Origin of the sequence: Actinoallomurus oryzae, assembly GCF_039541955.1 — a bacterium.
In the GTDB taxonomy this organism is placed as follows: domain Bacteria; phylum Actinomycetota; class Actinomycetes; order Streptosporangiales; family Streptosporangiaceae; genus Actinoallomurus; species Actinoallomurus oryzae.
The window spans coordinates 491,801-512,900 of the sequence record NZ_BAABHF010000024.1 but is presented as its reverse complement, the minus strand read 5'-3'; the positions used below and the strand labels follow the sequence as shown (position 1 = coordinate 512,900).

Sequence of the window (21,100 nt, the reverse complement as noted above, 5' to 3'; positions counted from 1 at the left end):
GCGCGTCTCATCACGCTCGGTGGTCAGAGGAGAGTGGCGGCGGAGCCAGCGGTCGTCATTCGAGGCGATGCGGCATTCGCCTGCTCACTTCGGCGACGGCGGAGTAAGATTCAGAATGGCATTATCGGATTAAGCGGACATTCTTCCGCGCTGTCCGAAAGTCTGTTCCTGCACTGTTCGCTTGGCCGGAAGCGCGACGAGGGCAATGACGCCGCGATGTCGACGCACGGTGGTCGTCGAGGGCGCCGTGTCCGTTGCCACCGACTCAAGGAGTTGTGCATGACCGTCGGGGCAGAGGCTGCGTACGGGGGTTTCTCCTCGTCGCCGCGGCAGGGCGGCCCGCCGGCGCGTACGGACCCCGAAGGTGACGAGGATTCCGGATTTCAGGTGGACCATCACTCGGTCCGCCTCGCCGGACACGGGGTCGACTCCCTGAGGTCGAGGGTCACCGACATGCAGCGGGTGGCGAAGGCCGCGTCGGACTCGCTGGACCACTTTCTGCCCTGGGGCTGCCTCGGTGAAATCTTTCTGCGCGGCAAGTGCATATCGCTGATGCAGGCTTTCCACCTGCATCTGGATCACATGGGCAAGGCTCTAGGGGGCGCGGCCGAGCGGCTCGGCGACACGGCACACCGGTACTCCGAGACCGAGCTCGCCATCCTGCAGGTCCTGAGCGCGGCCGGAGAGAATACGGCAGGTAGAGAAGGTGTCCGTCAGCTCAACTGGGTATCGCAGTTCTATCAGAAGCACACCAACCTTTACTGGGGCATCAATTATCTTCCGCCGCCGTTGGGTGCGCTGGGCGCCAGCGGACTGAACTCCGCCCGCTTCGTCAGCGATCTGAGAAGTGATGACAAGTTCAACACCTCCACCGACCTCGCAGCGCTCACCTCAAGCCTCGTCACCGCCGGATTCGGCTTCTTCTCCGCCAAGACCGCGGTCAGACTCAATCCGCTCGGCTATCTGACCGCGTTCGGTCTCACCTTCCTGCTCAACTACTTCCAGTGGACGAAGCGCGCGGCCGACCTTGTGACCGGCGATCCGATGCGGACCGGTCAGGCCGCGTACAACTACGACAGCCTCGCCAAAAGCTGCCACCGGCTCGCCCAGGATCTCGGCACCACCCTCAACCGGTTTCTCGGCAACGGCGCGTGGCGCGGGAAGGCCGCCGAGGCGGCAAGCAAGCGACTCGAAGCACTCCGCGACGGAATCGCCGAGACGGGCCGGCGAGCCGACGACGTGGCCGCGATGCTGCAACTCACCAGCGCGATCATTGGATCCGTCGAGGGGATCGTCCGGGCGGCCATCAACGAGGTCATCACGTGGGCGGTCCTGACCTGGATGGCGGCCAGTCTGCTGGCCGCCGAGACGGGCGGAGTCTCGGAGGCCGCCGCCATCCCGAAGATCGCCCAGAGGTCGGCAGAGACGGCCACGTGGGTCGGCAGGCTGATCAGACTGGTCGGTGATGCCTTCCGGCGCATCGGTGCCTTGATGCAAAAACTGGCCGTGTCGTTCAAGAGCGGTTATCGCCGAGCCTTCGCGGCGCTGCTGAACTCGTCCTGGGGCAAGAAGAACATGGAGTTCATCAACGGTTCCCGCTATGTGGGCGATGTCATTCGCAAGGACGCCGTGGGACGCGGGAGGCATGCGACGATCACGAAGATCCGTGCGGGGCATGTGGCCGTGAGCTGGGTGAAACAGGCGCGCCGATCCTCCCTGAACACCGTGCTCAGCGAGTGGGGGCTTTCCCGATATCTTCAGGACAAGAGCGGGAAGATGCTGGCGAAGCAGCAATTGAGGCCTCACAGCTACACCATCGCCACCAAGAAAGGGACCCGCTACGTCCGTAATTACGCGGGCATGCCGGTCGCGACCGTCCTGTTCGCCGGGCCGTTCGCTCGCGGGTGGCAGTACGCCCACCGGTCCGGGAGTGTCGAGTCGGATGGCAGGATCGACGACAAGCTCGACCTCTGGTCCGCGCCGAGTTAGCCCGCTCGTTTCGGCCGGGGGCGGGCGCGCAGGTGGGCGCGTTCCCCCTGGCGGCCGAACAGGCTGAGGAGCTCGACCGGTTCGGAGTCGGCGGCGCCGAACCAGTGCGGGACGCGGGTGTCGAACTCGGCCGCCTCGCCGGGCGAGAGCACCAGGTCGTGTTCGCCGAGGATGACCCGCAACCGGCCGTTGAGCACGTAGAGCCACTCGTAGCCCTCGTGGGTCTGGGGATCGGGTTCCCGGCGGCGGGTGGTGGCCTGGATGATCAGCTTGTACGCCTGGATGCCGCCGGCTCGCCGGGTCAGGGGCAGCATGGTCATGCCGTTACGGGTCACCGGGCGCATGTGGACGCGCGGGTCGCCGGTCTGTGGTGCGTCGACGAGTTCGTCGAGCGTGACGCCGTGGGCTCTGGCCAGGGGCAGCAGCTGTTCGAGCGTCGGCTTGCGGGCGCCGGACTCGAGCCGGGACAGCGTGCTCACCGAGATGCCGGTCGTCTTGGACAGCTCGGCGAGCGTGGTCTCGCGCTCCCGGCGCAGGGCGCGCAGCCGGGGCCCGACCGCGTCGAGCGCATGGTCGAGGTCGTCTTCCATATGAGCAGTTTGCCAGCCCGGCAACGGGACTTGCCGGGGCGCCCCGGCCGCGCTCGCCGTCGGCGCGGCCGCAAGACGTCCGCCTCCCGAGGCCGCAAGACGCCCGCCGACCGCGGCCGGAGCCGCCCGGGGCCCGGAGCTTCCCGAGGCAGGAGCCGCCCGCGGCCGGAGCCGCCTGTGACCGGCGGTGCCCGCGGCCGGAGCCGTACGGTGTCAGAGGCGTTCGAGGATGGTGGCGGTGGACAGGGCGCCGCCCGCGCACATGGTCACCAGTGCGGTCGCCGCGTCGCGGCGTTCGAGTTCGTGCAGCGCGGTCGTGATGAGGCGTGCTCCGGTCGCGCCCACCGGGTGGCCGAGGGCGATGGCGCCGCCGTTGACGTTGACCCGGTCGAGGTCCGGCTCGTGCACCGACGCCCACGACAGCACGATCGAGGCGAACGCCTCGTTCACCTCGAACAGGTCCACGTCGGCCATCGTCATCCCGGCCGCCTTCAGCACCCGCGCCGTGGACTCCACCGGGCCGTCCAGGTGGAAGTACGGGTCCGCGCCGACGAGCGCCTGTGCGCGGATGCGGGCGCGCGGACGCAGCCCTCGCGCGCGTGCGGCCCGCTCCGACATCACCAGCACGGCGGCGGCGCCGTCGGAGATCTGCGACGAGGTGCCGGCCGTGTGCAGGCCTTCCTCCAGCACCGGGCGGAGCGCCGACAGCCCCTCGAGAGTGGTCTCGCGCAGTCCCTCGTCGGTGGTGACCGTGCGGGTCTCGCCGGTCGGGCCGCCCTCGCCGTCGAGCACCGGCGCGTCGATCGGCGCGATCTCCCGCTCGAACCGCCCGTCGGCCCAGGCCTTGGCGGCGAGCCGCTGGGAGCGTACGCCGAACGCGTCGAGGTCGGCTCGGGTGAGGCCGCGGCGTGCGGCGACGCGCTCGGCCGCGGTGAACTGGTCGGGCAGGTCGATCGACCAGTCGTCGGGGCGCGGGTCGGCGGGCAGGACGTTGCTGCCGAGCGGCGCGCGGCTCATCATCTCGACGCCGCAGCCGATCGCGGTGTCCACCACGTCCGCGTGCACGAGCGCCGCGGCGAGGTGCACCGCCTGCTGGCTGGAGCCGCACTGGGCGTCGACCGTGGTGACGCCGGTGCGGTGGTCGAGGCCGGCGTAGAGCCAGGCGTGCCGGCCGACGTGGCCGCCCTGCTCGCCGGCCTGGGTGACGCAGCCGGCGAAGACCTGGCCGACATCGGCCGCGTCGATTCCGGAGCGGGTGATCAGCGCCCGTTGCGTGTGGGCGAGTACGGCCTGGGGCTTCAGCCCGGCCAGGAGGCCGCGGCGGCGGCCGATGGGGGTGCGGACGGCGGAGACGATGACGGGGTGACTCATACGGCCTCCCACTAGAACCGGGGAGAAAAACAATAACCTGTTCTAGTGGAAGGCCGTCAGGAACCGCACTGGCATGGAGGTGTTACAGGTAACACGTTCTAACATCGCCGGGGTCAGACGAGCAGGCTGTCGAAGTCGCCGGCCTTGGCGCCCTGGATGAGCGCCCGGATCTCCGCCTTCGTGTAGACGAGAGCGGGGCCGGCCGGGTGGCGGGAGTTGCGCACCGCGACGCTGCCGTCCGGTAGCTTCGCCAGCTCGACGCAGTTGCCCTGCGAGTTACTCCGATGACTCTTTTGCCACCTCACGTCGGGTATGTCGGTGGAGGGAACGCCGTTGTAGGCGGGGTACTGCATTCATGTCTCCTGGAGAATCCTGCTGAGGATCTCGGCGGTCTCGTCCGGAGGCGCGCTCACCACACAGAGGCGTTCCATGGCCTCCATGTAGCTGTCGACGTCATCACGCCTGTCCAGGTAAAGGGCGCTGGTCAGTTGTTCGACGTAGACCACGTCCGGCAGGTCCGACTCGGGGAAACGCAGGATGGAGAAGGCCCCGGCCTCGGCGGTGTGCCCGCCGACCCGGAACGGCAGTACCTGGAGAATGACGCCCGGCAGCTTGGTGGCCTCGATCAGCCGCTCGATCTGGCCGCGCATCACATCCCGTCCCCCGATCGGACGGCGCAAGGCCGCCTCGTCCACGACAGCCCACAGTCGGGGGGAATCCCCCCGCGTGAGTAGTTTCTGACGTGTTATACGCAGGCTGACCCTCTGCTCGATCTCCTCCGGGGGTGCGGTGGAGTTGCCCAGCGAGATCACCGCGCGGGCGTACTCCTCGGTTTGCAGCAGACCCGGGATGAACTGGACTTCGTAGGTGCGGACGAGCGCCGCCGCCTCTTCCAGGCCGACGTACGTCTCGAACCAGCCCGGCAGGACGTCGCCGTACCTGTGCCACCAGCCAGGACTGTTGGCGTCCTGGGCCAGCGCGAGCAGGCTTTCGCGGTCGGTCTCGTCGGTGACGCCGTACAAGGTGAGCAGGTCCGCGACGTCACGCTCCTTGAAGCCGACCCGGCCCAGCTCCAGGCGGCTCATCTTGGAGCCGGAGGCGCGGATGGCGTATCCGGCCTCTTCGCGCGTAATGCCTTGGCGCTCACGCAACCGGCGCAGCTGGGCACCGAGGAGCCGGCGAAGAACGGTCGGTCCTCCGGCGGGCTGCGCTGTTTCCACCCCTACCTCCATGAGCATCGGTCAGCGCACAGTGTGCCACTCCCTTCGGTTCGATGTCAGAGTGCGCACGGGCATCTGCACGTGCATCGGGCCTTGCATCTGCAAGGCATGTCGAGCAGGATAGCGCGCGGGACACGCCGATCACTGATCGCCAGGGGATCGCGGATGACAGCACACGGAGCGCGCTGGATGACAGGCGAAAGAGCAGGAAAGGCGGTCGACGAGGCGCCAGAGTGGTTGTCCACGATCACCCAGGCTGATCGCTGGCACGAACACCGTCCCCTCGAGATCCGCCCCGCTCCGCAGACCATGTCCGTCGGGCTCGCCGCCGTCGCCGAGTCGGTCAAGGAGGCCCGTGACTTCGCGCGCGCGGTGCTCCAGTCATGGGGCCTCACCGGCATGTACGACGACGTGCGCCTCGTCGTGTCCGAGCTCGTCACCAACGCGCTGCGCTACGCCGCCGGATACGCGGGCGAGCGGCACGGCGACACCCCGATACGGCTGAGCCTGCTGCACACCGGCGGCCGGCTGACCTGCGCCGTCACCGATCCCTGCGACCAGATCCCGGTGCGCAGGGAGCCCGACTGGGTAGCCCAGAGCGGCCGTGGCCTGCACCTGGTCGAAGCGTTCAGCCACTCATGGAACTGGGCGCCGCTGTCGAGTCACGGCAAGGTCGTCTGGGCCTGTTTCCTCTGCCCCGACTGTTGATCACAGTTCGATCACAACAGCAGCGCGGCCGTCAGCGCGATGAGGACGCACGCCGCCGCCACCGCCGCCGCCTCCGCCGGACCCAACGCGGGCGGCGGTTCCTTCTCCTTGAGCCGCCGCCGTCGCGCGTACGCGACCAGTGAGACCACCACCGGTCCCGCGACCGCGAACATCCCCACCGGGAGGGCCACCCGCGCCGTGATGGCCGTCACCGCCCAGGCCGACAGCGTCGTCCGCAGCCAGGCCAGCTCCGTACGCTGCGGCTGGAGTCCGGAGCTCATTTCATCGCCATGCTGAGCAGCGTCGTCGCCAGCAGTACGGCCACCCCGGAGGCGAGCAGCGCCGGCAGCGGGTCCCGGGGAAGATGGATGCCGAGACGCATGGCGAGCTGGACGCGCCGCCAGTTGCGGTACGCCGCGGGCACGATCAGCACGCTCAGCACGATCGCGCCCAGGCCGATCTCGTGGTGCCAGGGCGGCAGCCGTACGCCGCGGATGCCGCCGGCGAGCGGCACCCCGAGCGCGAGCAGGCCGAAGGCGGTCTGGATCCACGACAGGAGAGTGCGCTCGTTGGCCAGGGAGAATCGGTAGTCGGGCTCGTACCCGGGCTCCTGGCGCGCCATCTCGTCTCCCTCCCTACCTGTGTCGGTCCGCCCGTATGCCTACCCGCCGCCTGTGCGGCCCGTACTCGCGGAAACGCCGGATAGCGGAGCCGGAGAGTCTCGTGATCCTCACCACCGGTGACACGTGGCCGCCTGCGGCGCTCTCCATCACGCCGCCGTGACCAGGGAAAAGGTCGGTCTGGAAACGCGGCCGGAGGCATGGCCGCACCCGCTCACGGAAACAACCTGGACTTAACCGGACATCGTGTCCGGGCACGTGAGGGGGGATGTGCCGGTATGGCGGAAGCCGGGCGAGCGACCAAAGAGAAGACCGCGCCGCGGAGCACCTCCGCGGGAAGCAAGACCTCGGCCGCGAGGGCGTCCGGCGGCGGGGGAGCCGGCGCCAGGACATCCCGCGGCAGGACCGCGGCCGGCAAGACCACGACGAGCCGGACCACGACCAGCAGGAGCGCGAGCAGCAGGACCTCGGGCGGCGGCGGCACGAAGAGCACGACGACGGCCAGGAGCACGAGAACGTCCGCCGCGGGCCGCTCCCGGGGCGGGACGACCACCCGGACCAGGACCTCCACGTCAAAGACCTCCAGGACCCGTGCGCGCGGGACCTCGGCCGCCCGGGCCGGCGGCGGCACGACCGCCACGGCGCGGCGGCCCGCCGAGCGTCCCTCCGCCGAGACCGCCGGGATGGACGTCTCGGTGCCGGTGCTCACCCCGCACATGAAGACCGTGCACGTGCCCACACCCGGGATGTCGTACGTGGGCGACGCCGGGAGGCTCGTCGCCGGGTACCTTCCGCCGCCCGAGCGCCTGGCGTTCTACGGCGGTCTGGGCATCGCGGCGGTTCTCGGCGCCATCGACTGGCCGGTCGCCGCGGCGATCGGCATCGGCACCATGGTCGCGCGCAGGACCGGCCGTGGCATGGAGGCCCTACGCGGGCGCGCGCGGCGCTCCACCTCGCGTACCTGACACTCACCGCTCCGCGGAACCCCGCCCGCCGCGAGCCGCGCCGGCGTGGGGCCGCTGACGCACGCCACCAGCACGCCACCAGCACGTGACCAGGAAGACGACCATGCGACTGCGACGACTTCTCGGCGACGCCACCGGCCTGCCCGGCGCCACACTGCGAGCGGTGACCGGGGCCGTGAACCGGCGCCAGGTGCACACCGCGCCGGGCCGGACGCGCATCCGGGTGCGCGGCGTGCACAAACCGGGCACCGAGGGGGTTTCGCGGTCGCTCGTCGACCGACTGACGAGCGTCGCCGGGGTGGCACGCGCCGAGGTGAACGCACCGCTCGGCTTCGTCTTCGTCCTGCACGACGAGGAGACGCCGCTCGACGCTCTCCTCGACGTCGTGGAGGCCGTGGAGGTGGCGCACGGAGCCTCCGGGGAGCCGTTCTCCCGTCTCGCCCACCCGAGCCGCCAGACGGTCCTGCGCGAGGCCGCTCTCGCCGGCGCGTACCTCGCCGGGGGCGGTGCCGCCGTGGTCGGCCGGATGTTGCGGGCCACGCCGCTGCCCCCGGGTATCGCGACGCTGCTGGCGATGGCCGACGCGTCCCCGCAGGTGCGGAACGGGCTGGAGCGGCGGGTCGGCCGTCCGGCCTCCGACGCGCTCCTCGGCGCCGGCGTCATCGTCAGCCACGTGCTGGCGTTCCAGCCCTCCGGTCCCGTCATCAACTCCGTGCACCGGCTCATGCGCATCGCCGAGATGCGCGCGCACGCGGAAGCGTGGAACCGGCGCTGCCACCACATCGCACCGACCCCCGGCGTCTTCCAGTGCGCCCCGCTCGACGTGCCGCCGCGGCCCGTCCCGCTGCCGTACGGCGCGGTGGAGCACGCCGCCTGGACCATCCCGGCCGCGATCATGACAGCCACCGGCACGTACGCGTTCAGCCGCGACGCCGACCGGGCCCAGGGTGTGCTCGCGGCGGGCGTGCCGAAGGCCGCCCGGCTCGGCCGCGACGCCTTCGCCGTCCAGGTCGGCAGGGCGGCGGCCCGCCGGGACGTGGTCGTGGTGACGCCGGAGGTCCTGCGCCGGCTCGACCGCGTGGACCAGATCGTCATCGACGCGTCCGCGCTGCGGACCGGCGACCTGGTCATCGAGGACGTGGTCCTCCTCACCGAGGACGTCGCGCCGGAGACGGCGTACGAGCGCGCCCACTCCCTCGTGGACGTGCACCGGCTGAGCGACCGGCACGAGGACGGCCCGTGGGCGGTGGCGCCGCTGCGCCCCTCCGCGCGCGGCCTGCCGTACGAGGCCAGGGAACAGGCGGACGTGCTGCGCAAGGGCGGCGCGACCGTACTGCTGTTGACCCACGAGATCGATCCGGTCGCGCTGGTCTCCGTCGTGGTGGAGTTGGACCCGCTCGCCGAGCCGTTGATCGCGGCGGCGCGGCGCGTCTGTCCCGTGGCGGTCGCCGGCGTCGCCGCCGGGACGCGACGGCGGCTCCCGGTCGAACAGGCGGTGCCGGGCGGCAGCCGCCTCCTGGCGTCCGTGCGGCGGCTCCAGGAGGACGGCCGTACGGTCCTGCTGCTGTCGTCGCGTGGCGGGGCGGCGCTCGCCGCCGCCGACGTCGGTGTCGGGCTCCTGAGCGCGAACGGGCACCCGCCCTGGGGCGCGCACATCCTGTGCGGCCCCGGCCTGGGCAAGGCGTACCCGGTGATCGAGGCGCTGGTGCCCGCGCGTGAGGCCAGTTCGCGCTCGGCCCGGATCGCCGAGGTCGGCTCGGTGGCCGGCGCGCTGCTCGCCGCCACCGGCACTCCGCGGAACGCCGCCCGGCGGGCGCAGCTCGCCATCGACACCGCGGCGCTGTCGGCGCTCGCGACCGGCACCTGGGCGGGGCTCACGGTCGGCCGGCGGCCCGCCCTCGTGCCGGTCGACCGTACGCCTTGGCACGCCTGGCCCGCCCAGGCCGTGCTGAACCGCCTCGACTCGTCCTCATCCGGGATCACCGCGTCCGAGGCCGAGCGCCGGCGGGTGTCCGCGCAGGACGGCACTCCGCGGCCTCCCGGCCTCGCCCGGGTCACGGTCGAGGAGCTGGACAACCCGCTGACCCCCGCGCTCGCGGCCGGCGCGGGAGTCTCCGCGGTCGTCGGGTCGATCACCGACGCGGCCCTGATCGGCACGGTCCTGGGCGTCAACGCGCTGATGTCGGGCATCCAGCGCGTCGGCGCGGACCGCGCCCTGCGCCGGCTCGTGGACCTGAGCGCGGTGCGGGTACGGCTGCGGCGCCCGGAGGAGGTCGAGACCGACGTCAGGGCGACCGCGGACCAGCTCGTCCCCGGCGACGTGATCATGCTGAGCGCCGGCGACGCCGTGCCGGCCGACGCGCGGCTGCTGGCCGCGAAGGGGCTGGAGGTGGATGAGTCCAGCCTGACCGGAGAGTCGCAGCTCGTCACCAAGACCGCCCGCCCGAGCATGGCCGGGTCCGTCGCGGACCGCACCTCCATGCTGTACGAGGGCACGGTCATCGCGGCGGGGGAGGCCACGGCGGTGGTCGTCGCGACGGGGGAGCGGACCGAGATCGGCCGCGCGACCCGGCTCGCCGGTGAGCACCGCCCCGGGGGCGTCGAGGCGCGCCTGCAGTCCCTCACCGCGGTGACGCTGCCGGTGGCGCTGGGCGCGGGCGCCGGCCTGTTCCTGTCGGACCTGCTGCGGGGCCGCTCGCTCGCCCAGGCGCTCGGCCCGGCGGTCAGCCTCGCCGTCGCCGCCGTCCCCGAAGGCCTGCCCTTCGTCGCCACCGCCGCGGAGCTGGCGACGGCACGCCGCATGTCCCAGCGGGGCGCCCTCGTACGCAACCCGGCGACGATCGAGGCCCTGGGCCGGATCGACGTCCTGTGCTTCGACAAGACGGGCACGCTGACCATGGGACGCCTGCGGCTGCGGCTCGTCTCCGACGGAGAGTCGACCTCTCCGGCCAAGGACCTGACACCGCAGCGCCGGGTCATCGTCGCCGCCGCGCTCCGCGCCAGCCCCGAGCAGGTCGGCCGCAAGATGCCCCACCCCACCGACCAGGCGATCATCCGCGCGGCCCGTGATCTGGACATGAAGGACTTCGAGGGGCTCGGCTCCTGGAAGCGTGTCGCCGAGCTGCCGTTCGAGCCGGGCCGCGGCTACCACGCGGTGCTCGGCCGTACGCCGGACGGGCAGCTGCTGAGCGTCAAGGGCGCGCCGGAGATCGTCCTGGAGCGCTGCGACCGGTGGTCGCGCGGCGACGAGACCGTCCCGTTCGACGACAAGGCCCGCGAGAAGGTCGAGCAGGAGGTGGACCGGCTGGCGCGCCTGGGCTACCGCGTGCTCGCGGTGGGCGAGCGGAAGGCGTCCGGGCGGCGGGATCTGACCGAGTCGCGCATCAACCGGCTGTGCCTGCTCGGCCTGGTCTGCATCGCCGACCCGGTGCGCCCGACCGCGGCCGAGGCCGTGGGCCGCCTCCGCAAGGCGGGCGTCGACATCATGATGATCACCGGAGATCACCCGACCACGGCGGAGGCGATCGCCGCCGAGCTGAACCTCCTCAACGGAAAGATCATGACCGGCGCTGACCTCGACGCCCTGCCCGAGGAGAAGCTCGGGGAGGCGCTGGCCGGGGTCTCGGTGTTCGCCCGGGTGAGCCCCAACCAGAAGGCACGCGTCGTGCAGGCGCTGCGCACGGCGGGCCGGGTGGTCGCGGTGACCGGAGACGGCGCCAACGACGCACCGGCGATCCGCCTGGCGGACGTCGGGATCGCCCTCGGCGAGCGTGCCACCCCCGCCGCCCGGGAGACCGCCGACGTCGTGGTGACCGACGACCGGATCGAGACGATCACCGACGCGATCGCCGACTGCCGGGCGATGTGGCGCTCGACCCGCGACGCGCTCGCGGTGCTGCTCGGCGGCAACATCGGCGAGATCACCTTCACCGTGCTCACCGGCCTGGTCAGCGGCAGCAGCCCGCTGAACGTCCGCCAGCTCCTGCTCGTGAACCTGCTCACCGACATGCTCCCGGCCGTCGCGCTGGCGGCCCGCCCGCCCTCCGGCGTCACCCGGGAGGAACTGCTCCAGGAGGGCCCGGACCGCTCGCTCGGCACCGCACTGACCCGCGACATCGCCGTACGCGCGTGCGCCACGGCGGGCGCCGCCGTGACCGCCTGGACCCTGGCGAGGATGAGCGGCACCCGAGAGCAGGCGGACACGACCGGCCTGGTGGCCCTGGTCGGCACCCAGCTGGCCCAGACGATCGCCGCCGGCGGACGCGACCCGTTGGTCCTGGCCGCGGGCCTGGCCTCGCTGGCCGCCCTGGGGATCATCGTGCAGGTGCCGGTGCTGAGCCACTTCTTCGGCAGCCGGCCACTCCTGCCGCACGGCTGGCTGATCGCCCTGGGCTGCGCGGGCGGCTTCGCCCTGGGCGCGGTGCTGGTGACCCGGTTGCCGGGCGGCACGATCGTGGCGTACGTGCCGGGCGCCGCCCAGGCCGCCCGCCTCGTGGAGGAGCTGAAGGACGACCTGACGGACAGCCTGCACGAGGCCCTCAAGGACGGCCTGCGCCCCGCCCTCACGCCCCACCGCTGAGCGGCGGCGTACCGCACGCCGGGGGCGATCAGCGGCGGCCCCGCGTGACGTCAGTGTCTCCTGTGTCGCCAGGGATCGACCGGGGTGGGCGTACCGGTTGACCTGGGCAGATGTTCACCTTCTCGTAACCCCCTGGGTTTTCCTGAAACCGGACAAGAAGGCATACTCATGTCGAAAGCATCCCTGATGACGTTAGGTTTTCCCCGTGCCCGACATCGTCTCGACCATCCTCGCGAAGGCCCTGGTGATGCTGCTCCAGGCCCTTCTCACCCGCCTGTTCCTGCAGTTCATGCGGTCCGGGCTGTACCGCGACCTGCGTGCCGCGGGCGTTCCCGCCTAAGGAAGCGGGTACTTCCCAGAATCAATCGCCGTCGAGCAGGCGCTCGGCGGCGATCTCCAGGCGTGCCTGGATCTGCTCGTTGCCGGTACGGCCGCGGAGCAGCTCGATCATCTCCATGACCCAGACGCTGGAGAGCGAGCGCAGCAGGATGTGACGTTCCTCGCCGGGCGCCGCGTCGTCGGCGGCGCGCGCGAGCATGGCCGCCATCCGGTCGCCGAGATCCGTCTTGACGTCCGACAGCAGCAGTGAGCGGATGAGGGCGTCCGCGAGCTCCGGTTCGCGCATCAGCCCGCGCGTCGCGCGCATCAGCGCCTCCACGGCCCTGCCGGCCGGCGTGCCCGAGCTCGGCGGCCGGCGATCGAGGCTCGCCTCCAGGGTGTCGATCTCCTCGTTGACGACCGCCACCACGAGGTCCATCTTCGAGGGGAAGTAGCGGTAGAGCGTGCCCAGGGCCACTCCGGCGCGCTCGGCGACCGTGCGCATCTGCATCGCCTCCACGCCTCCGCGCGACGCCAGTGCGGCCGCGGCCTGGAGGATGCGCTTTCGGCGCTGGTGCTGGCTGCGGGAACGACCTGTCAGGTGACCGGCCGCCGCGGGTTCTGCGGTCACGTCGCCACCCATCGGTCGGGAGCGCGGCCTCCGGTCCGCGCTTTCTTCGCACAAGGGTACATGCCGCGAGAACACGTTATTCCGCCGCAACGGTCCCGCGTGTCGCCCCGCCCTCGATGAATCCCGCTGTGTCGTGGCGGGATCGCGCTCGTCTCTCGGCAGTGGACACGGACTAGAATCCGTTCTAGTTTGCATCCCAGGCGCGCTGCCCCCGGCCGCGAGAGGGGATCATGGACTTCGATCTCGACGAGAACGCCCAGGAGCTGCGGAGTCTGGTGTCCGACCTGCTCGACCGGGAGGCGACCCCGGCGCGGATCGACGAACACGAGCGCTCCGGCGACCCGTACGACGCGCGGCTCTGGGCGGCGCTCGCCAAGACCGGCGTGCTCGGCGCCTGCCTGCCCGAGGACCTCGGCGGCTCCGGGCTCGGCACGGTCGAGCTGGCGGTGATCCTGCGCGAGATCGGGGCGCGCGCGGCGCCCGTGCCCGCGTACGCCTCGCTGCCGGCCGCTCTCACGATCGCCCGCCACGGCACCGGAGACCTCCGTCAAAGGCTCACCGCGCCGGCCGACGGCGAGCTGGTGCTCACCGCGGCGGTACGCGAGCCGGGCTCCGGCCTCGCCCCGGCACCCGCCGTCACCCCCGGCACGACCGCGACCCGCGACGGTGACACGTACGTCCTGCAGGGCGTCAAGACCTTCGTGCCGTACGCCGGGCAGGCGGCCTGCGTCCTCGTCCCGGCGCGCACCGGCGACGGCGGCGTCGGCGTCTTCGCCGTCGAGCCGGACCGGGCCGCACTGACCCCGCAGCCCGCGGCGACCGGCGAGCCCATGGCGCGGCTCGACCTGGACGGCGTACGGGTGAGCGCGGGCGCCCTGCTCGGCGCCGGGGCGTACGAGACGCTGCTCGGGCACGCCACCGCCGGGGCGGTCGCCACCGCCTCCGGCGCGCTCGCCGCCGCGCTCGACCTCACCACCGCGCACGTCAGGACGCGCGAGCAGTTCGGCCGCCCGCTGGCGGAGTTCCAGGCCGTCACGATGCAGATCGGCGACGTCTACATCGCCAAGCGGGCGCTCGACGTGGCCATGTGGGCCGGGGTCTGGCGGCTCGCCGAGGGCCACGACGACGCCGCCGAGGTGCTCGCGGTCGCCGCCTGGGCGGCCTGCGAGGGCGCCCTCCAGGCCCTCTACACCTGCCAGCACCTGCACGGGGGCCTCGGCCTCGACGTCACCTACCCCCTGCACCGCCACTTCGCCTGGGGCAAGCACTACGCCCACCTGCTCGGCGGCGCGGAGGCCCAGCTCGACACGATCGGAGCTCTGGTGGCCTGATGTTCATCGACCTGACCGCCGAGCAGCGGGCCCTCCGCGACGACCTGCGCGGCTACTTCCGCGACTGCCTCACCGCCGAGGACCGCGAACGGATCGCCGAAGATCCGTTCGGCCCGGCGTACATGGAGCACTGCCGCCGGCTCGGCCGCGACGGCATGCTCGGCATCGCGCTGCCGGAGGAGTACGGCGGGCGCGGCTTCGGCCCGGTCGAGCAGCAGATCTTCGCCAACGAGATCGCCCGCGCCGAGGTGCCGTACCCGATCATCACGCTCAACACCGTCGCGCCGACGCTCGTGCAGTACGGCACCGAGCAGCAGAAGAAGCGGTTCCTGCCCCGGATCCTCGCGGGGGAGTGCCACTTCGCGATCGGCTACAGCGAGCCCGGCGCCGGCACCGACCTGGCCGCGCTGCGCACCACGGCGGTCCGCGACGGCGACCACTACGTCGTGAACGGCCAGAAGATCTTCACCTCGGGCGCGCACCACGCCGACTTCATCTGGCTGGCCGCGCGCACCGACCCCGGCGCCGCCCGGCACAAGGGCATCTCGATGCTCATCGTCGACTGCGCCGACCCGGGCTTCTCCTGGACGCCGATCGTCACGATGGACGGCCGTCACCACACCAACGCCACCTACTACCAGGACGTACGCGTGCCGGCCGACCTGCTCGTCGGCGAGGAGAACCGCGGTTGGGACCTCATCGTCAACCAGCTCAACCACGAGCGCGTCACCCTCGGCCCGGCGGGAAACCTCGGCCACACCTACGACCGGTTCGTCCGCTGGGCCCGTACGAAGACCGGCCGTGATGGGCGGCCGCTGATCGAGGAGCCGGCGGTCCGGCGCGCGGTGGCACGGGTGCACGCGTTCCTGCGCGTCAACGAACTGCTCAACTGGCAGGTCGCCGCCGGCATGGACCTCGGCTGGCTCGGCGCGGCGGACGCCTCCGCGACCAAGATCTACGGTTCGGAGCGCATGCAGGACGCCGGGCGCGTCGTCGGCGAGATCCTCGCGCGGTACGGCGACCCGGGCGACGAGGAGACGCGTGAGCTGATCGACCGCGTCGACCACGGGGTCAAGGGCGGCCTCGTGCTGACCTTCGGCGGCGGGGTCAACGAAGTACAGCGAGAGATCATCGCCATGATCGGCCTCGGCCTGCCGCGGGCCCCGCGCTGACCCACCGCGAGGGAGAGACATGCACGACCGGCTGATGGCGCTCGCGGACGAACTCGCGGCCGAGGGCGAGAGCGCCGCCACGCCCTGCCCCGACCCGGTGAACGCCGCGATGATCCGCAACTGGACCCAGGCCCTCGGCGACCGGAGCGGACGCTGGTCGGAGTACGCCCCACCGGCCATGATCCAGGTCTGGTCGATGGCCGGTCCGGACGACCGTCCATCGCCGGGAGGTCGGTCGGGGCAGGTTGGTCGGGGAAAGAGCGCGCCCGATCGGGTTCTGTCGCTGTTGGACGAGTCCGGCTACACGGGCGTGGTCGCCACCAACTGCGAGCACACCTACGACCGGTACCTGCGGCTGGGCGAGGAGCTGTCCACGACCGTGCTCTTCGACGGCGTCACCGGGCCCAAGCGGACCGCGCTCGGCGAGGGCTACTTCGTCACCTGGTACGAGCGCTGGTACTCCGGCGGCGAGCGGGTCGCGGAGATGCTGTTCCGGGTGCTGAAGTTCAAACCGCGCGGCGCGCCGCCCGCCCCGGCCGGCGGGCGGTATCCGCTGCGCCCCGCCGTCGGCCCCGACACCCGGTTCTTCTGGGACGGCGTACGGGCCGGTGAGCTGCGGATCCAGCGCTGCGCCGAGTGCGGCGCGCTGCGCCACCCGCCCGGGCCGATGTGCCCGGCCTGCCACGCGACCAAGCGCGACCACGTCGTCGCCGCCGGGCGCGGCGTCGTGCACAGCTACGTCGTGCACCATCACCCGCCGGTGCCGGGCCTCACCCCGCCGTACGTCGTGGCGCTGGTCGAGCTGGAGGAGGGCGTACGGATCATCGGCAACCTGCTCGGCTGCGCGCCCGGGGACGTGTACGTCGGCATGCCGGTGGAGCTGGAGTTCCAGCGGATGGACGAGGAGCTGACGCTGCCGCAGTGGCGCCCGGCCGCCGCCGCGCCGACCGCGGAGAAGCCGCCGGGCGCCGCCGAGCCGAGCGCCGGCGAGTCGCGGCGCGATCGGGAGCCGGGCGAGCCGGAACTGCGGATCGAGCTGACGCCGACGTTCGTGATCTCGACGGCGCTGGCGACCCGCGACTTCACGCCCGTGCACCACGATCCGGCGGTGGCGCGGGCCCAGGGCTCCGCGGACATCTTCCTCAACATTCTCACCACGATCGGCCTGGTCCAGCGGTACGCCCTCGAACGCCGGCCGGACGCCCGCCTGGCCGGCATCGCGCTGCGGCTCGGCGCGCCCGCGTACGCCGGGGACACGCTGACCCTCACCGGCCGTGCCGGCGAGGACGGGACTCTAGAGGTGCGCGGCGCGGTCGGCCTGGGCGACCACGTGGTGGCGACCGTACGGCTGGGGGAGCCCGCATGACGATCTCGGGACGCGCGGCGATCGCCGGCATCGGAGCGACGGAGTTCTCCAAGGAGTCGGGCCGCTCGGAGCTGCAACTCGCGGCCGAGGCGTGCGTCGCCGCGCTCAAGGACGCCGGGCTGACGCCGTCGGACGTCGACGGGCTGGTGACGTTCACCCAGGACACGAACGCGGAGATCGCCGTCGCCCGCGAGCTGGGCGTCCCTGAGCTGAGCTTCTTCTCCCGCGTCGACTACGGCGGAGGCGCGGCCTGCGGCACGGTCGCGCACGCCGCGATGGCCGTGGCGACCGGGCAGGCGCGTACGGTCGTGTGCTACCGGGCGTTCAACGAGCGGTCCGGGCAGCGTTTCGGCCAGGCGACCACGGCCATGGCTCCGGGCACGACCGCGATGGAGTTCTCCTGGCACCTGCCGTTCGGCTTCGCCACGCCCGCCGCCTGGGTCGCCATGCAGGCCCGGCGCTACCTGCACGACTACGGCGCGACCAGCGAGGACTTCGGGCGCGTCGCGGTCGCGATGCGGCGGCACGCCGCGACCAACCCCCGCGCGTGGTTCCACGAGCGGCCGATCACGCTGGAGGAGCACCAGGCGAGCCGCTGGGTGGTCGAGCCGCTGCACCTGCTGGACTGCTGCCAGGAGTCCGACGGCGCCGTGGCGATCGTCGTGACCGGCGCCGACCGCGCCCGCGACCTCCCGAATCCGCCGGTGTCGATCACCGCCGCCGCCCAGGGCTCGGGGCCGAACCAGATGATGATGTTCGGCTACTACGACACGGACCTGGCCGCGCTGCCCGCGATGGGGGTGGTGGGCCGCGCGCTGTGGGAGCGGTCCGGCCTGCGCCCGGCGGACGTGCAGACGGCGATCCTGTACGACCACTTCACGCCGTTCGTGCTGATGCAGCTGGAGGAGCTGGGCTTCTGCGGGCGGGGCGAGGGCCGCGACTTCGTCGCGGACGGCGGCATCGAGCTCGACGGCCACCTGCCGGTCAACCCGAACGGCGGTCAGCTCGGCGAGGCCTACATCCACGGCATGAACGGCATCGCCGAGGCGGTCCGCCAGATCCGCGGCACGTCGGTCAACCAGGTCCCGGACGTGTCGCACGTCCTGGTCACGGCGGGCACCGGCGTTCCGACGAGCGGCCTGATCCTGAGCCGGGCCACCTGAGCGGCGCACGCGGGCCGGAACCCTCCACGGCCGGAGGCGGAGCCGCGCGGCGCGGCCCGGAGAGCGTACGGGCATACCGGCTAGCAGGAATGCCCGTACTGGCGCTGGCAGGCGGGTGGTTTGGGGGGTGGCGGCGCTGACGTGGGGCATCCGGCGAGGGATTGTGGTGTTGGTAAGTCAAGACGGCAACGAGGAAGGAAGGGGACGTGACATGTGCCGGCACCGGCCTCCATGCCCCACGGCGAACGCAGCAGACCACACGGCGGCACGTGTCGTGGCGTCGCACCCCGAGCAGGGCTGGTACCTGCTGTGCAACGGCGTCGTCATCTTCGACGACACCGGCGAACTCGCCCCTGACGGCCTCGTGACCGAGCCCCACCGCGCCCGGCCACTCTCCCTGGCGGCCTGAGCCCCGTACTTCGGCCCAAGAACGTCACCGGGGCGCGTGACCCTCACACGTGAGCCCCGCCGTGCGGCCCGTCGATCCCCACGACGGAGTCGCGAGCAGCGGCCGGCGGTTCCCCCGCCGCACGGCCGTATCCCCCGTAGGTGCGCCGGTCCACGGAGATCCACCCCCCAGGTGATCCGTGGGCCGGCGTGCCGTCATCCGGCGGCGGTCGTCTCCTCGGACCGGTAGGCCAGGCCGTCCTCCATGACCTCGAAGACCTCGTCCACGACCTCGGAGAAGCGGTCGGTCTTGGCCACGCCCGCCGCGAGCACCTCGAAGGCGCTGTGGAACGCGCAGTTGGCCAGGCCGGCCATCACGTGCGGCCGCAGGTCGGCGGCCGGGTCGACGCCCATGCGCTCGGCGATGATCCGGGTGATCTCCGACTGCTTCTTCTGCCCGTGCTCCAGGCTGCGGCCGAACACGGCCGGGCTGCTCTCCATCATCTGCTGGATGCAGCCGAACCGCTCCGGGTCGAAGCCGTACCGGCCCTCCTCGCAGGCGCGGATCACCGAGACCGCCGCGTTGCGCAGCGCGGTCAGCACCGGCTCGGAGGCCGGGCGGGAGGACAGCGCCTCCAGCATCGTGACGAACTGCTCTTCCTGGAACGTCAGGACGACGTCCTCTTTCGAGGCGAAGTAGCGGAAGAAGGTGCGGGAGGAGACGTCGACCTCGTCGGCGATCTCCTCGACCGTCGTCGCGTCGAAGCCCTTCTGCTGAAACAGCCGGAACGCCGCGTCGACCAGTGCCTCACGGGTGCGCTGCTTCTTGCGCTCGCGCCGGCCGGCCATGGGCGCCGCACAGCCGCCTTCCACCGTGGTCGCCTCCATGCCCGCAGAGTAACGGACGCCGTTCACTTAGCCAAGACCACTTTTCTCATTGTGACAGTAGTCATAGCGCGACTTTAGTCGCTTGACGACATGTGTCACAGCATGACAGCTTTGGGCCATCTCGAACTTCACGGAGGCAAGTTCATGTCCCAAGCGACACTCACGCCGCATGCGGGTGCGCGGGAGAGACCCCGCCGCGCCGGCCACGGTCATCCCTGGCTGACACTCTTCGCCGTCGCGCTCGGCGTGATGATGGTGGGCCTGGACGCGACGGTCGTGTCCATCGCCAACCCCGCGATCGCCAAGGACCTGCACGCCGATCTGGCCGGTCTGCAGTGGGTCACCAACGGTTACCTGCTCGCCCTCGCCGTCACGCTGATCCCGGCGGGGAAGATCGCCGACCGGTTCGGCCGCAAGAAGACGTTCCTGGCGGGTGTGATCGGCTTCGCCGCGGCGTCAGTGCTGGTGGGCGTGTCGGGCGGCATCGGCATGGTCATCTTCTGGCGCGTCGTCCAGGGCGTCGCGGGCGCGCTGCTCCAGCCGGCGAGCCTGGCTCTCATCCGCAACACCTTCCCCCCGCAGCGGCTCAACGCCGCGATCGGCATCTGGGGCGCCACCGTCGGTGTCTCCATCGCCGGTGGGCCGATCGTCGGCGGGCTGCTCGTCCAGCACGTCAGCTGGGAGTCGGTCTTCTTCCTCAACGCGCCGCTCGGCCTCATCGCCCTGCTCGTGGGCCTGTGGGTCGTCCGCGAGTCGCGGGACGAGGGCGCGCACGGGTCCTTTGACATCTCCGGCGTCGCGCTGCTGTCGGGGTCGCTGTTCGCCCTGGTCTGGGGCTTGATCAAGGCCGGCACGTACGGGTTCGGCGACCCGGTGCCGCTGTGGTCGTTCGCCGCGTTCGCGGTGCTGCTCGCCGGGTTCGTCGTCCGCGAGCTGATGGCCACGCATCCCGTGCTGCCGCTGAAGTTGTTCCGCTCGGTCTCGCTGTCGGCGGCGACGGGACTGCTCCTGCTCGGCACCTTCGCCCTGTTCGGCACGATCTTCTTCATCACGCTGTACCTCCAGCAGGTGCACGGCATGAGCCCGGTCTCCGCCGGCGTCCGGATGCTGCCGATGACCGGCATCTTCATCGTCTCCTCGCCGCTCGGCGGCGCGCTGACCCAGCGCTTCGGCCCGCGCGTGCCGCTGATCCTCGGCATGGTCTTCACCGCCGTGGCGATGTTCGGCCTGTCGCGGATCGGGGTGGACGCCTCGTACAACGCGATCTGGCCGTGGTTCATCCTCATCGGCCTGGCGTTCGGCTTCATCATGACGGCCGGCACCGAGGCGATCGTCGGCAATGCGCCCGTACAGCTCGCCGGCGTCGCGGGCGGGCTCCAGCAGACCGCCTTCCAGGTCGGCGGCGTGCTGGGTACCTCGGTCCTCGGCACCATCCTGTCCACGCGCGTGGGCAATGTCCTGATGGACCGGCTGACCGGGGCGGGCCTGCCCGTACCGGCCGCGCAGCGGTTCGCCGGGGCCAAGGAGTACGTCGCCCAGGGCGTCGCGCCGGTACCGCCCGGCACGTCGGCGCCGGCCGCCAAGGCCATCACCACCGGCAGCCACCTGGCGTTCATGGACGGCTTCCAGACCTCCATGACGGTGGCCGCCGCGGTCGCCCTCGTGGCGGCCGTCGCCGCCCTGCTCGTACGGCGCGGTGAGAACTCGGCCGAGGGCACAGTCGCCATCTGAGGCGCCATCTGAGGCGCGATCTGAGGGGCCCGGGGCGGGCGGAGGGGGGCTCCGCCCGCCCTTTTCACACG

Annotated in this window: 19 protein-coding genes and 1 pseudogene; 11 read left to right on the top strand and 9 right to left on the bottom strand. The window is 71.8% G+C overall.

All coding sequences use genetic code 11. The annotated features are described in order from the left end of the window. Positions 1-279 precede the first annotated feature (279 nt). Positions 280-1,989 carry a hypothetical protein gene (locus ABEA10_RS23560; RefSeq protein WP_345467340.1) on the top strand — a complete coding sequence of 570 codons (1,710 nt, stop codon included), beginning with the start codon at positions 280-282 and terminating at the stop codon, positions 1,987-1,989. Here the strand turns inward: ABEA10_RS23560 and ABEA10_RS23555 are convergent. The 4 genes from ABEA10_RS23555 to ABEA10_RS23540 all read right to left on the bottom strand — a co-directional run bounded on the left by ABEA10_RS23555 (position 1,986) and on the right by ABEA10_RS23540 (position 5,170). Continuing rightward, entirely contained in the window at positions 1,986-2,579 is a 594-nt protein-coding gene (locus ABEA10_RS23555; protein ID WP_345467337.1) for a helix-turn-helix domain-containing protein, read from the bottom strand. The two genes, ABEA10_RS23560 and ABEA10_RS23555, sit on opposite strands and share 4 nt — an antisense overlap. Positions 2,580-2,792: 213 nt before the next feature. Then, on the bottom strand, positions 2,793-3,950 hold the full coding sequence (locus ABEA10_RS23550; protein WP_345467334.1) for a steroid 3-ketoacyl-CoA thiolase: 1,158 nt from the start codon (positions 3,948-3,950) through the stop codon (positions 2,793-2,795). A gap of 113 nt (positions 3,951-4,063) precedes the next feature. Beyond that, positions 4,064-4,303: a DUF397 domain-containing protein gene (locus ABEA10_RS23545; protein WP_329255825.1), complete on the bottom strand. Its 240-nt coding sequence runs from the start codon at positions 4,301-4,303 to the stop codon at positions 4,064-4,066. Continuing rightward, entirely contained in the window at positions 4,304-5,170 is an 867-nt protein-coding gene (locus ABEA10_RS23540; RefSeq protein ID WP_345467330.1) for a helix-turn-helix domain-containing protein, read from the bottom strand. Between the two features lie 189 nt (positions 5,171-5,359). Between ABEA10_RS23540 and ABEA10_RS23535 the strand changes: the two genes are divergently transcribed. Continuing rightward, positions 5,360-5,878 carry an ATP-binding protein gene (locus ABEA10_RS23535; RefSeq protein WP_329255829.1) on the top strand — a complete coding sequence of 173 codons (519 nt, stop codon included), beginning with the start codon at positions 5,360-5,362 and terminating at the stop codon, positions 5,876-5,878. A gap of 11 nt (positions 5,879-5,889) precedes the next feature. Here the strand turns inward: ABEA10_RS23535 and ABEA10_RS23530 are convergent, their stop codons facing one another. The 3 genes from ABEA10_RS23530 to ABEA10_RS23520 form a co-directional block, all read right to left on the bottom strand. Continuing rightward, entirely contained in the window at positions 5,890-6,159 is a 270-nt protein-coding gene (locus ABEA10_RS23530; RefSeq protein WP_345467327.1) for a DUF202 domain-containing protein, read from the bottom strand. Beyond that, complete coding sequence (locus ABEA10_RS23525; RefSeq protein ID WP_329255833.1) at positions 6,156-6,500, bottom strand: YidH family protein; 345 nt, start codon at positions 6,498-6,500, stop codon at positions 6,156-6,158. The genes ABEA10_RS23530 and ABEA10_RS23525 overlap by 4 nt, the downstream gene beginning before the upstream one ends. A 212-nt stretch (positions 6,501-6,712) precedes the next feature. Beyond that, the gene (locus tag ABEA10_RS23520) at positions 6,713-7,207 is read right to left on the bottom strand and encodes a hypothetical protein (RefSeq protein ID WP_345467324.1); all 495 of its coding nucleotides are present in this window, start codon (positions 7,205-7,207) and stop codon (positions 6,713-6,715) included. Here ABEA10_RS23520 and ABEA10_RS23515 point away from each other — a divergent pair. The 3 genes from ABEA10_RS23515 (at position 7,194) to ABEA10_RS23505 (ending at position 12,382) form a co-directional block, all read left to right on the top strand. Next, the gene (locus ABEA10_RS23515) at positions 7,194-7,463 is read left to right on the top strand and encodes a hypothetical protein (RefSeq protein WP_329255837.1); all 270 of its coding nucleotides are present in this window, start codon (positions 7,194-7,196) and stop codon (positions 7,461-7,463) included. The two genes, ABEA10_RS23520 and ABEA10_RS23515, sit on opposite strands and share 14 nt — an antisense overlap. A gap of 103 nt (positions 7,464-7,566) precedes the next feature. Next, positions 7,567-12,042, top strand: a complete 4,476-nt coding sequence (locus ABEA10_RS23510; protein ID WP_345467319.1) for a cation-translocating P-type ATPase — start codon at positions 7,567-7,569, stop codon at positions 12,040-12,042. A gap of 205 nt (positions 12,043-12,247) precedes the next feature. Then, a complete protein-coding gene (locus tag ABEA10_RS23505) occupies positions 12,248-12,382 on the top strand; it encodes a hypothetical protein (RefSeq protein ID WP_329255842.1) in 135 nt (44 codons plus the stop codon). Between the two features lie 21 nt (positions 12,383-12,403). On the opposite strand, the gene ABEA10_RS23500 is transcribed toward ABEA10_RS23505, so the two are convergent. Further along, positions 12,404-13,003 (bottom strand): TetR family transcriptional regulator, encoded by a 600-nt coding sequence (locus ABEA10_RS23500; protein ID WP_425550942.1) that lies wholly within the window; start codon positions 13,001-13,003, stop codon positions 12,404-12,406. A 218-nt stretch (positions 13,004-13,221) separates the two neighbouring features. On the opposite strand from ABEA10_RS23500, the gene ABEA10_RS23495 reads away from it, so the two are divergent. The 5 genes from ABEA10_RS23495 (at position 13,222) to ABEA10_RS23475 (ending at position 18,432) form a co-directional block, all read left to right on the top strand. Further along, positions 13,222-14,322, top strand: a complete 1,101-nt coding sequence (locus ABEA10_RS23495) for an acyl-CoA dehydrogenase family protein (RefSeq protein ID WP_345467313.1) — start codon at positions 13,222-13,224, stop codon at positions 14,320-14,322. Then, positions 14,322-15,494, top strand: coding sequence for an acyl-CoA dehydrogenase family protein (locus ABEA10_RS23490; RefSeq protein WP_345467311.1), 1,173 nt, complete (start codon positions 14,322-14,324; stop codon positions 15,492-15,494). The genes ABEA10_RS23495 and ABEA10_RS23490 overlap by 1 nt, the downstream gene beginning before the upstream one ends. A gap of 19 nt (positions 15,495-15,513) precedes the next feature. Then, positions 15,514-16,860, top strand: coding sequence for an OB-fold domain-containing protein (locus ABEA10_RS23485; RefSeq protein WP_345467309.1), 1,347 nt, complete (start codon positions 15,514-15,516; stop codon positions 16,858-16,860). Further along, a complete protein-coding gene (locus ABEA10_RS23480) occupies positions 16,857-18,023 on the top strand; it encodes a lipid-transfer protein (RefSeq protein ID WP_345467306.1) in 1,167 nt (388 codons plus the stop codon). The genes ABEA10_RS23485 and ABEA10_RS23480 overlap by 4 nt, the downstream gene beginning before the upstream one ends. Positions 18,024-18,234: 211 nt before the next feature. Next, positions 18,235-18,432 carry a DUF5999 family protein gene (locus tag ABEA10_RS23475; RefSeq protein ID WP_345467304.1) on the top strand — a complete coding sequence of 66 codons (198 nt, stop codon included), beginning with the start codon at positions 18,235-18,237 and terminating at the stop codon, positions 18,430-18,432. Between the two features lie 194 nt (positions 18,433-18,626). On the opposite strand, the gene ABEA10_RS23470 is transcribed toward ABEA10_RS23475, so the two are convergent. Next, positions 18,627-19,298, bottom strand: coding sequence for a TetR family transcriptional regulator (locus ABEA10_RS23470; protein ID WP_329255856.1), 672 nt, complete (start codon positions 19,296-19,298; stop codon positions 18,627-18,629). A 144-nt stretch (positions 19,299-19,442) separates the two neighbouring features. On the opposite strand from ABEA10_RS23470, the pseudogene ABEA10_RS23465 reads away from it, so the two are divergent. After that, positions 19,443-21,063, top strand: a pseudogene (locus tag ABEA10_RS23465) (MFS transporter); the annotation flags it as partial. Positions 21,064-21,100 lie beyond the last annotated feature (37 nt).

Bases quoted from the DNA above. Each gene is read 5' to 3' on its own strand.
- ABEA10_RS23535 (WP_329255829.1), top strand. From the start codon at position 5,360: ATGACAGGCGAAAGAGCAGGAAAGGCGGTCGACGAGGCGCCAGAGTGG.
- ABEA10_RS23560 (WP_345467340.1), top strand. From the start codon at position 280: ATGACCGTCGGGGCAGAGGCTGCGTACGGGGGTTTCTCCTCGTCGCCG.
- ABEA10_RS23490 (WP_345467311.1), top strand. From the start codon at position 14,322: ATGTTCATCGACCTGACCGCCGAGCAGCGGGCCCTCCGCGACGACCTG.
- ABEA10_RS23530 (WP_345467327.1), bottom strand. From the start codon at position 6,159: ATGAGCTCCGGACTCCAGCCGCAGCGTACGGAGCTGGCCTGGCTGCGG.
- ABEA10_RS23480 (WP_345467306.1), top strand. From the start codon at position 16,857: ATGACGATCTCGGGACGCGCGGCGATCGCCGGCATCGGAGCGACGGAG.
- ABEA10_RS23555 (WP_345467337.1), bottom strand. From the start codon at position 2,579: ATGGAAGACGACCTCGACCATGCGCTCGACGCGGTCGGGCCCCGGCTG.
- ABEA10_RS23495 (WP_345467313.1), top strand. From the start codon at position 13,222: ATGGACTTCGATCTCGACGAGAACGCCCAGGAGCTGCGGAGTCTGGTG.
- ABEA10_RS23475 (WP_345467304.1), top strand. From the start codon at position 18,235: ATGTGCCGGCACCGGCCTCCATGCCCCACGGCGAACGCAGCAGACCAC.
- ABEA10_RS23500 (WP_425550942.1), bottom strand. From the start codon at position 13,003: ATGGGTGGCGACGTGACCGCAGAACCCGCGGCGGCCGGTCACCTGACA.
- ABEA10_RS23525 (WP_329255833.1), bottom strand. From the start codon at position 6,500: ATGGCGCGCCAGGAGCCCGGGTACGAGCCCGACTACCGATTCTCCCTG.
- ABEA10_RS23470 (WP_329255856.1), bottom strand. From the start codon at position 19,298: ATGGAGGCGACCACGGTGGAAGGCGGCTGTGCGGCGCCCATGGCCGGC.
- ABEA10_RS23550 (WP_345467334.1), bottom strand. From the start codon at position 3,950: ATGAGTCACCCCGTCATCGTCTCCGCCGTCCGCACCCCCATCGGCCGC.
- ABEA10_RS23510 (WP_345467319.1), top strand. From the start codon at position 7,567: ATGCGACTGCGACGACTTCTCGGCGACGCCACCGGCCTGCCCGGCGCC.
- ABEA10_RS23485 (WP_345467309.1), top strand. From the start codon at position 15,514: ATGCACGACCGGCTGATGGCGCTCGCGGACGAACTCGCGGCCGAGGGC.
- ABEA10_RS23545 (WP_329255825.1), bottom strand. From the start codon at position 4,303: ATGCAGTACCCCGCCTACAACGGCGTTCCCTCCACCGACATACCCGAC.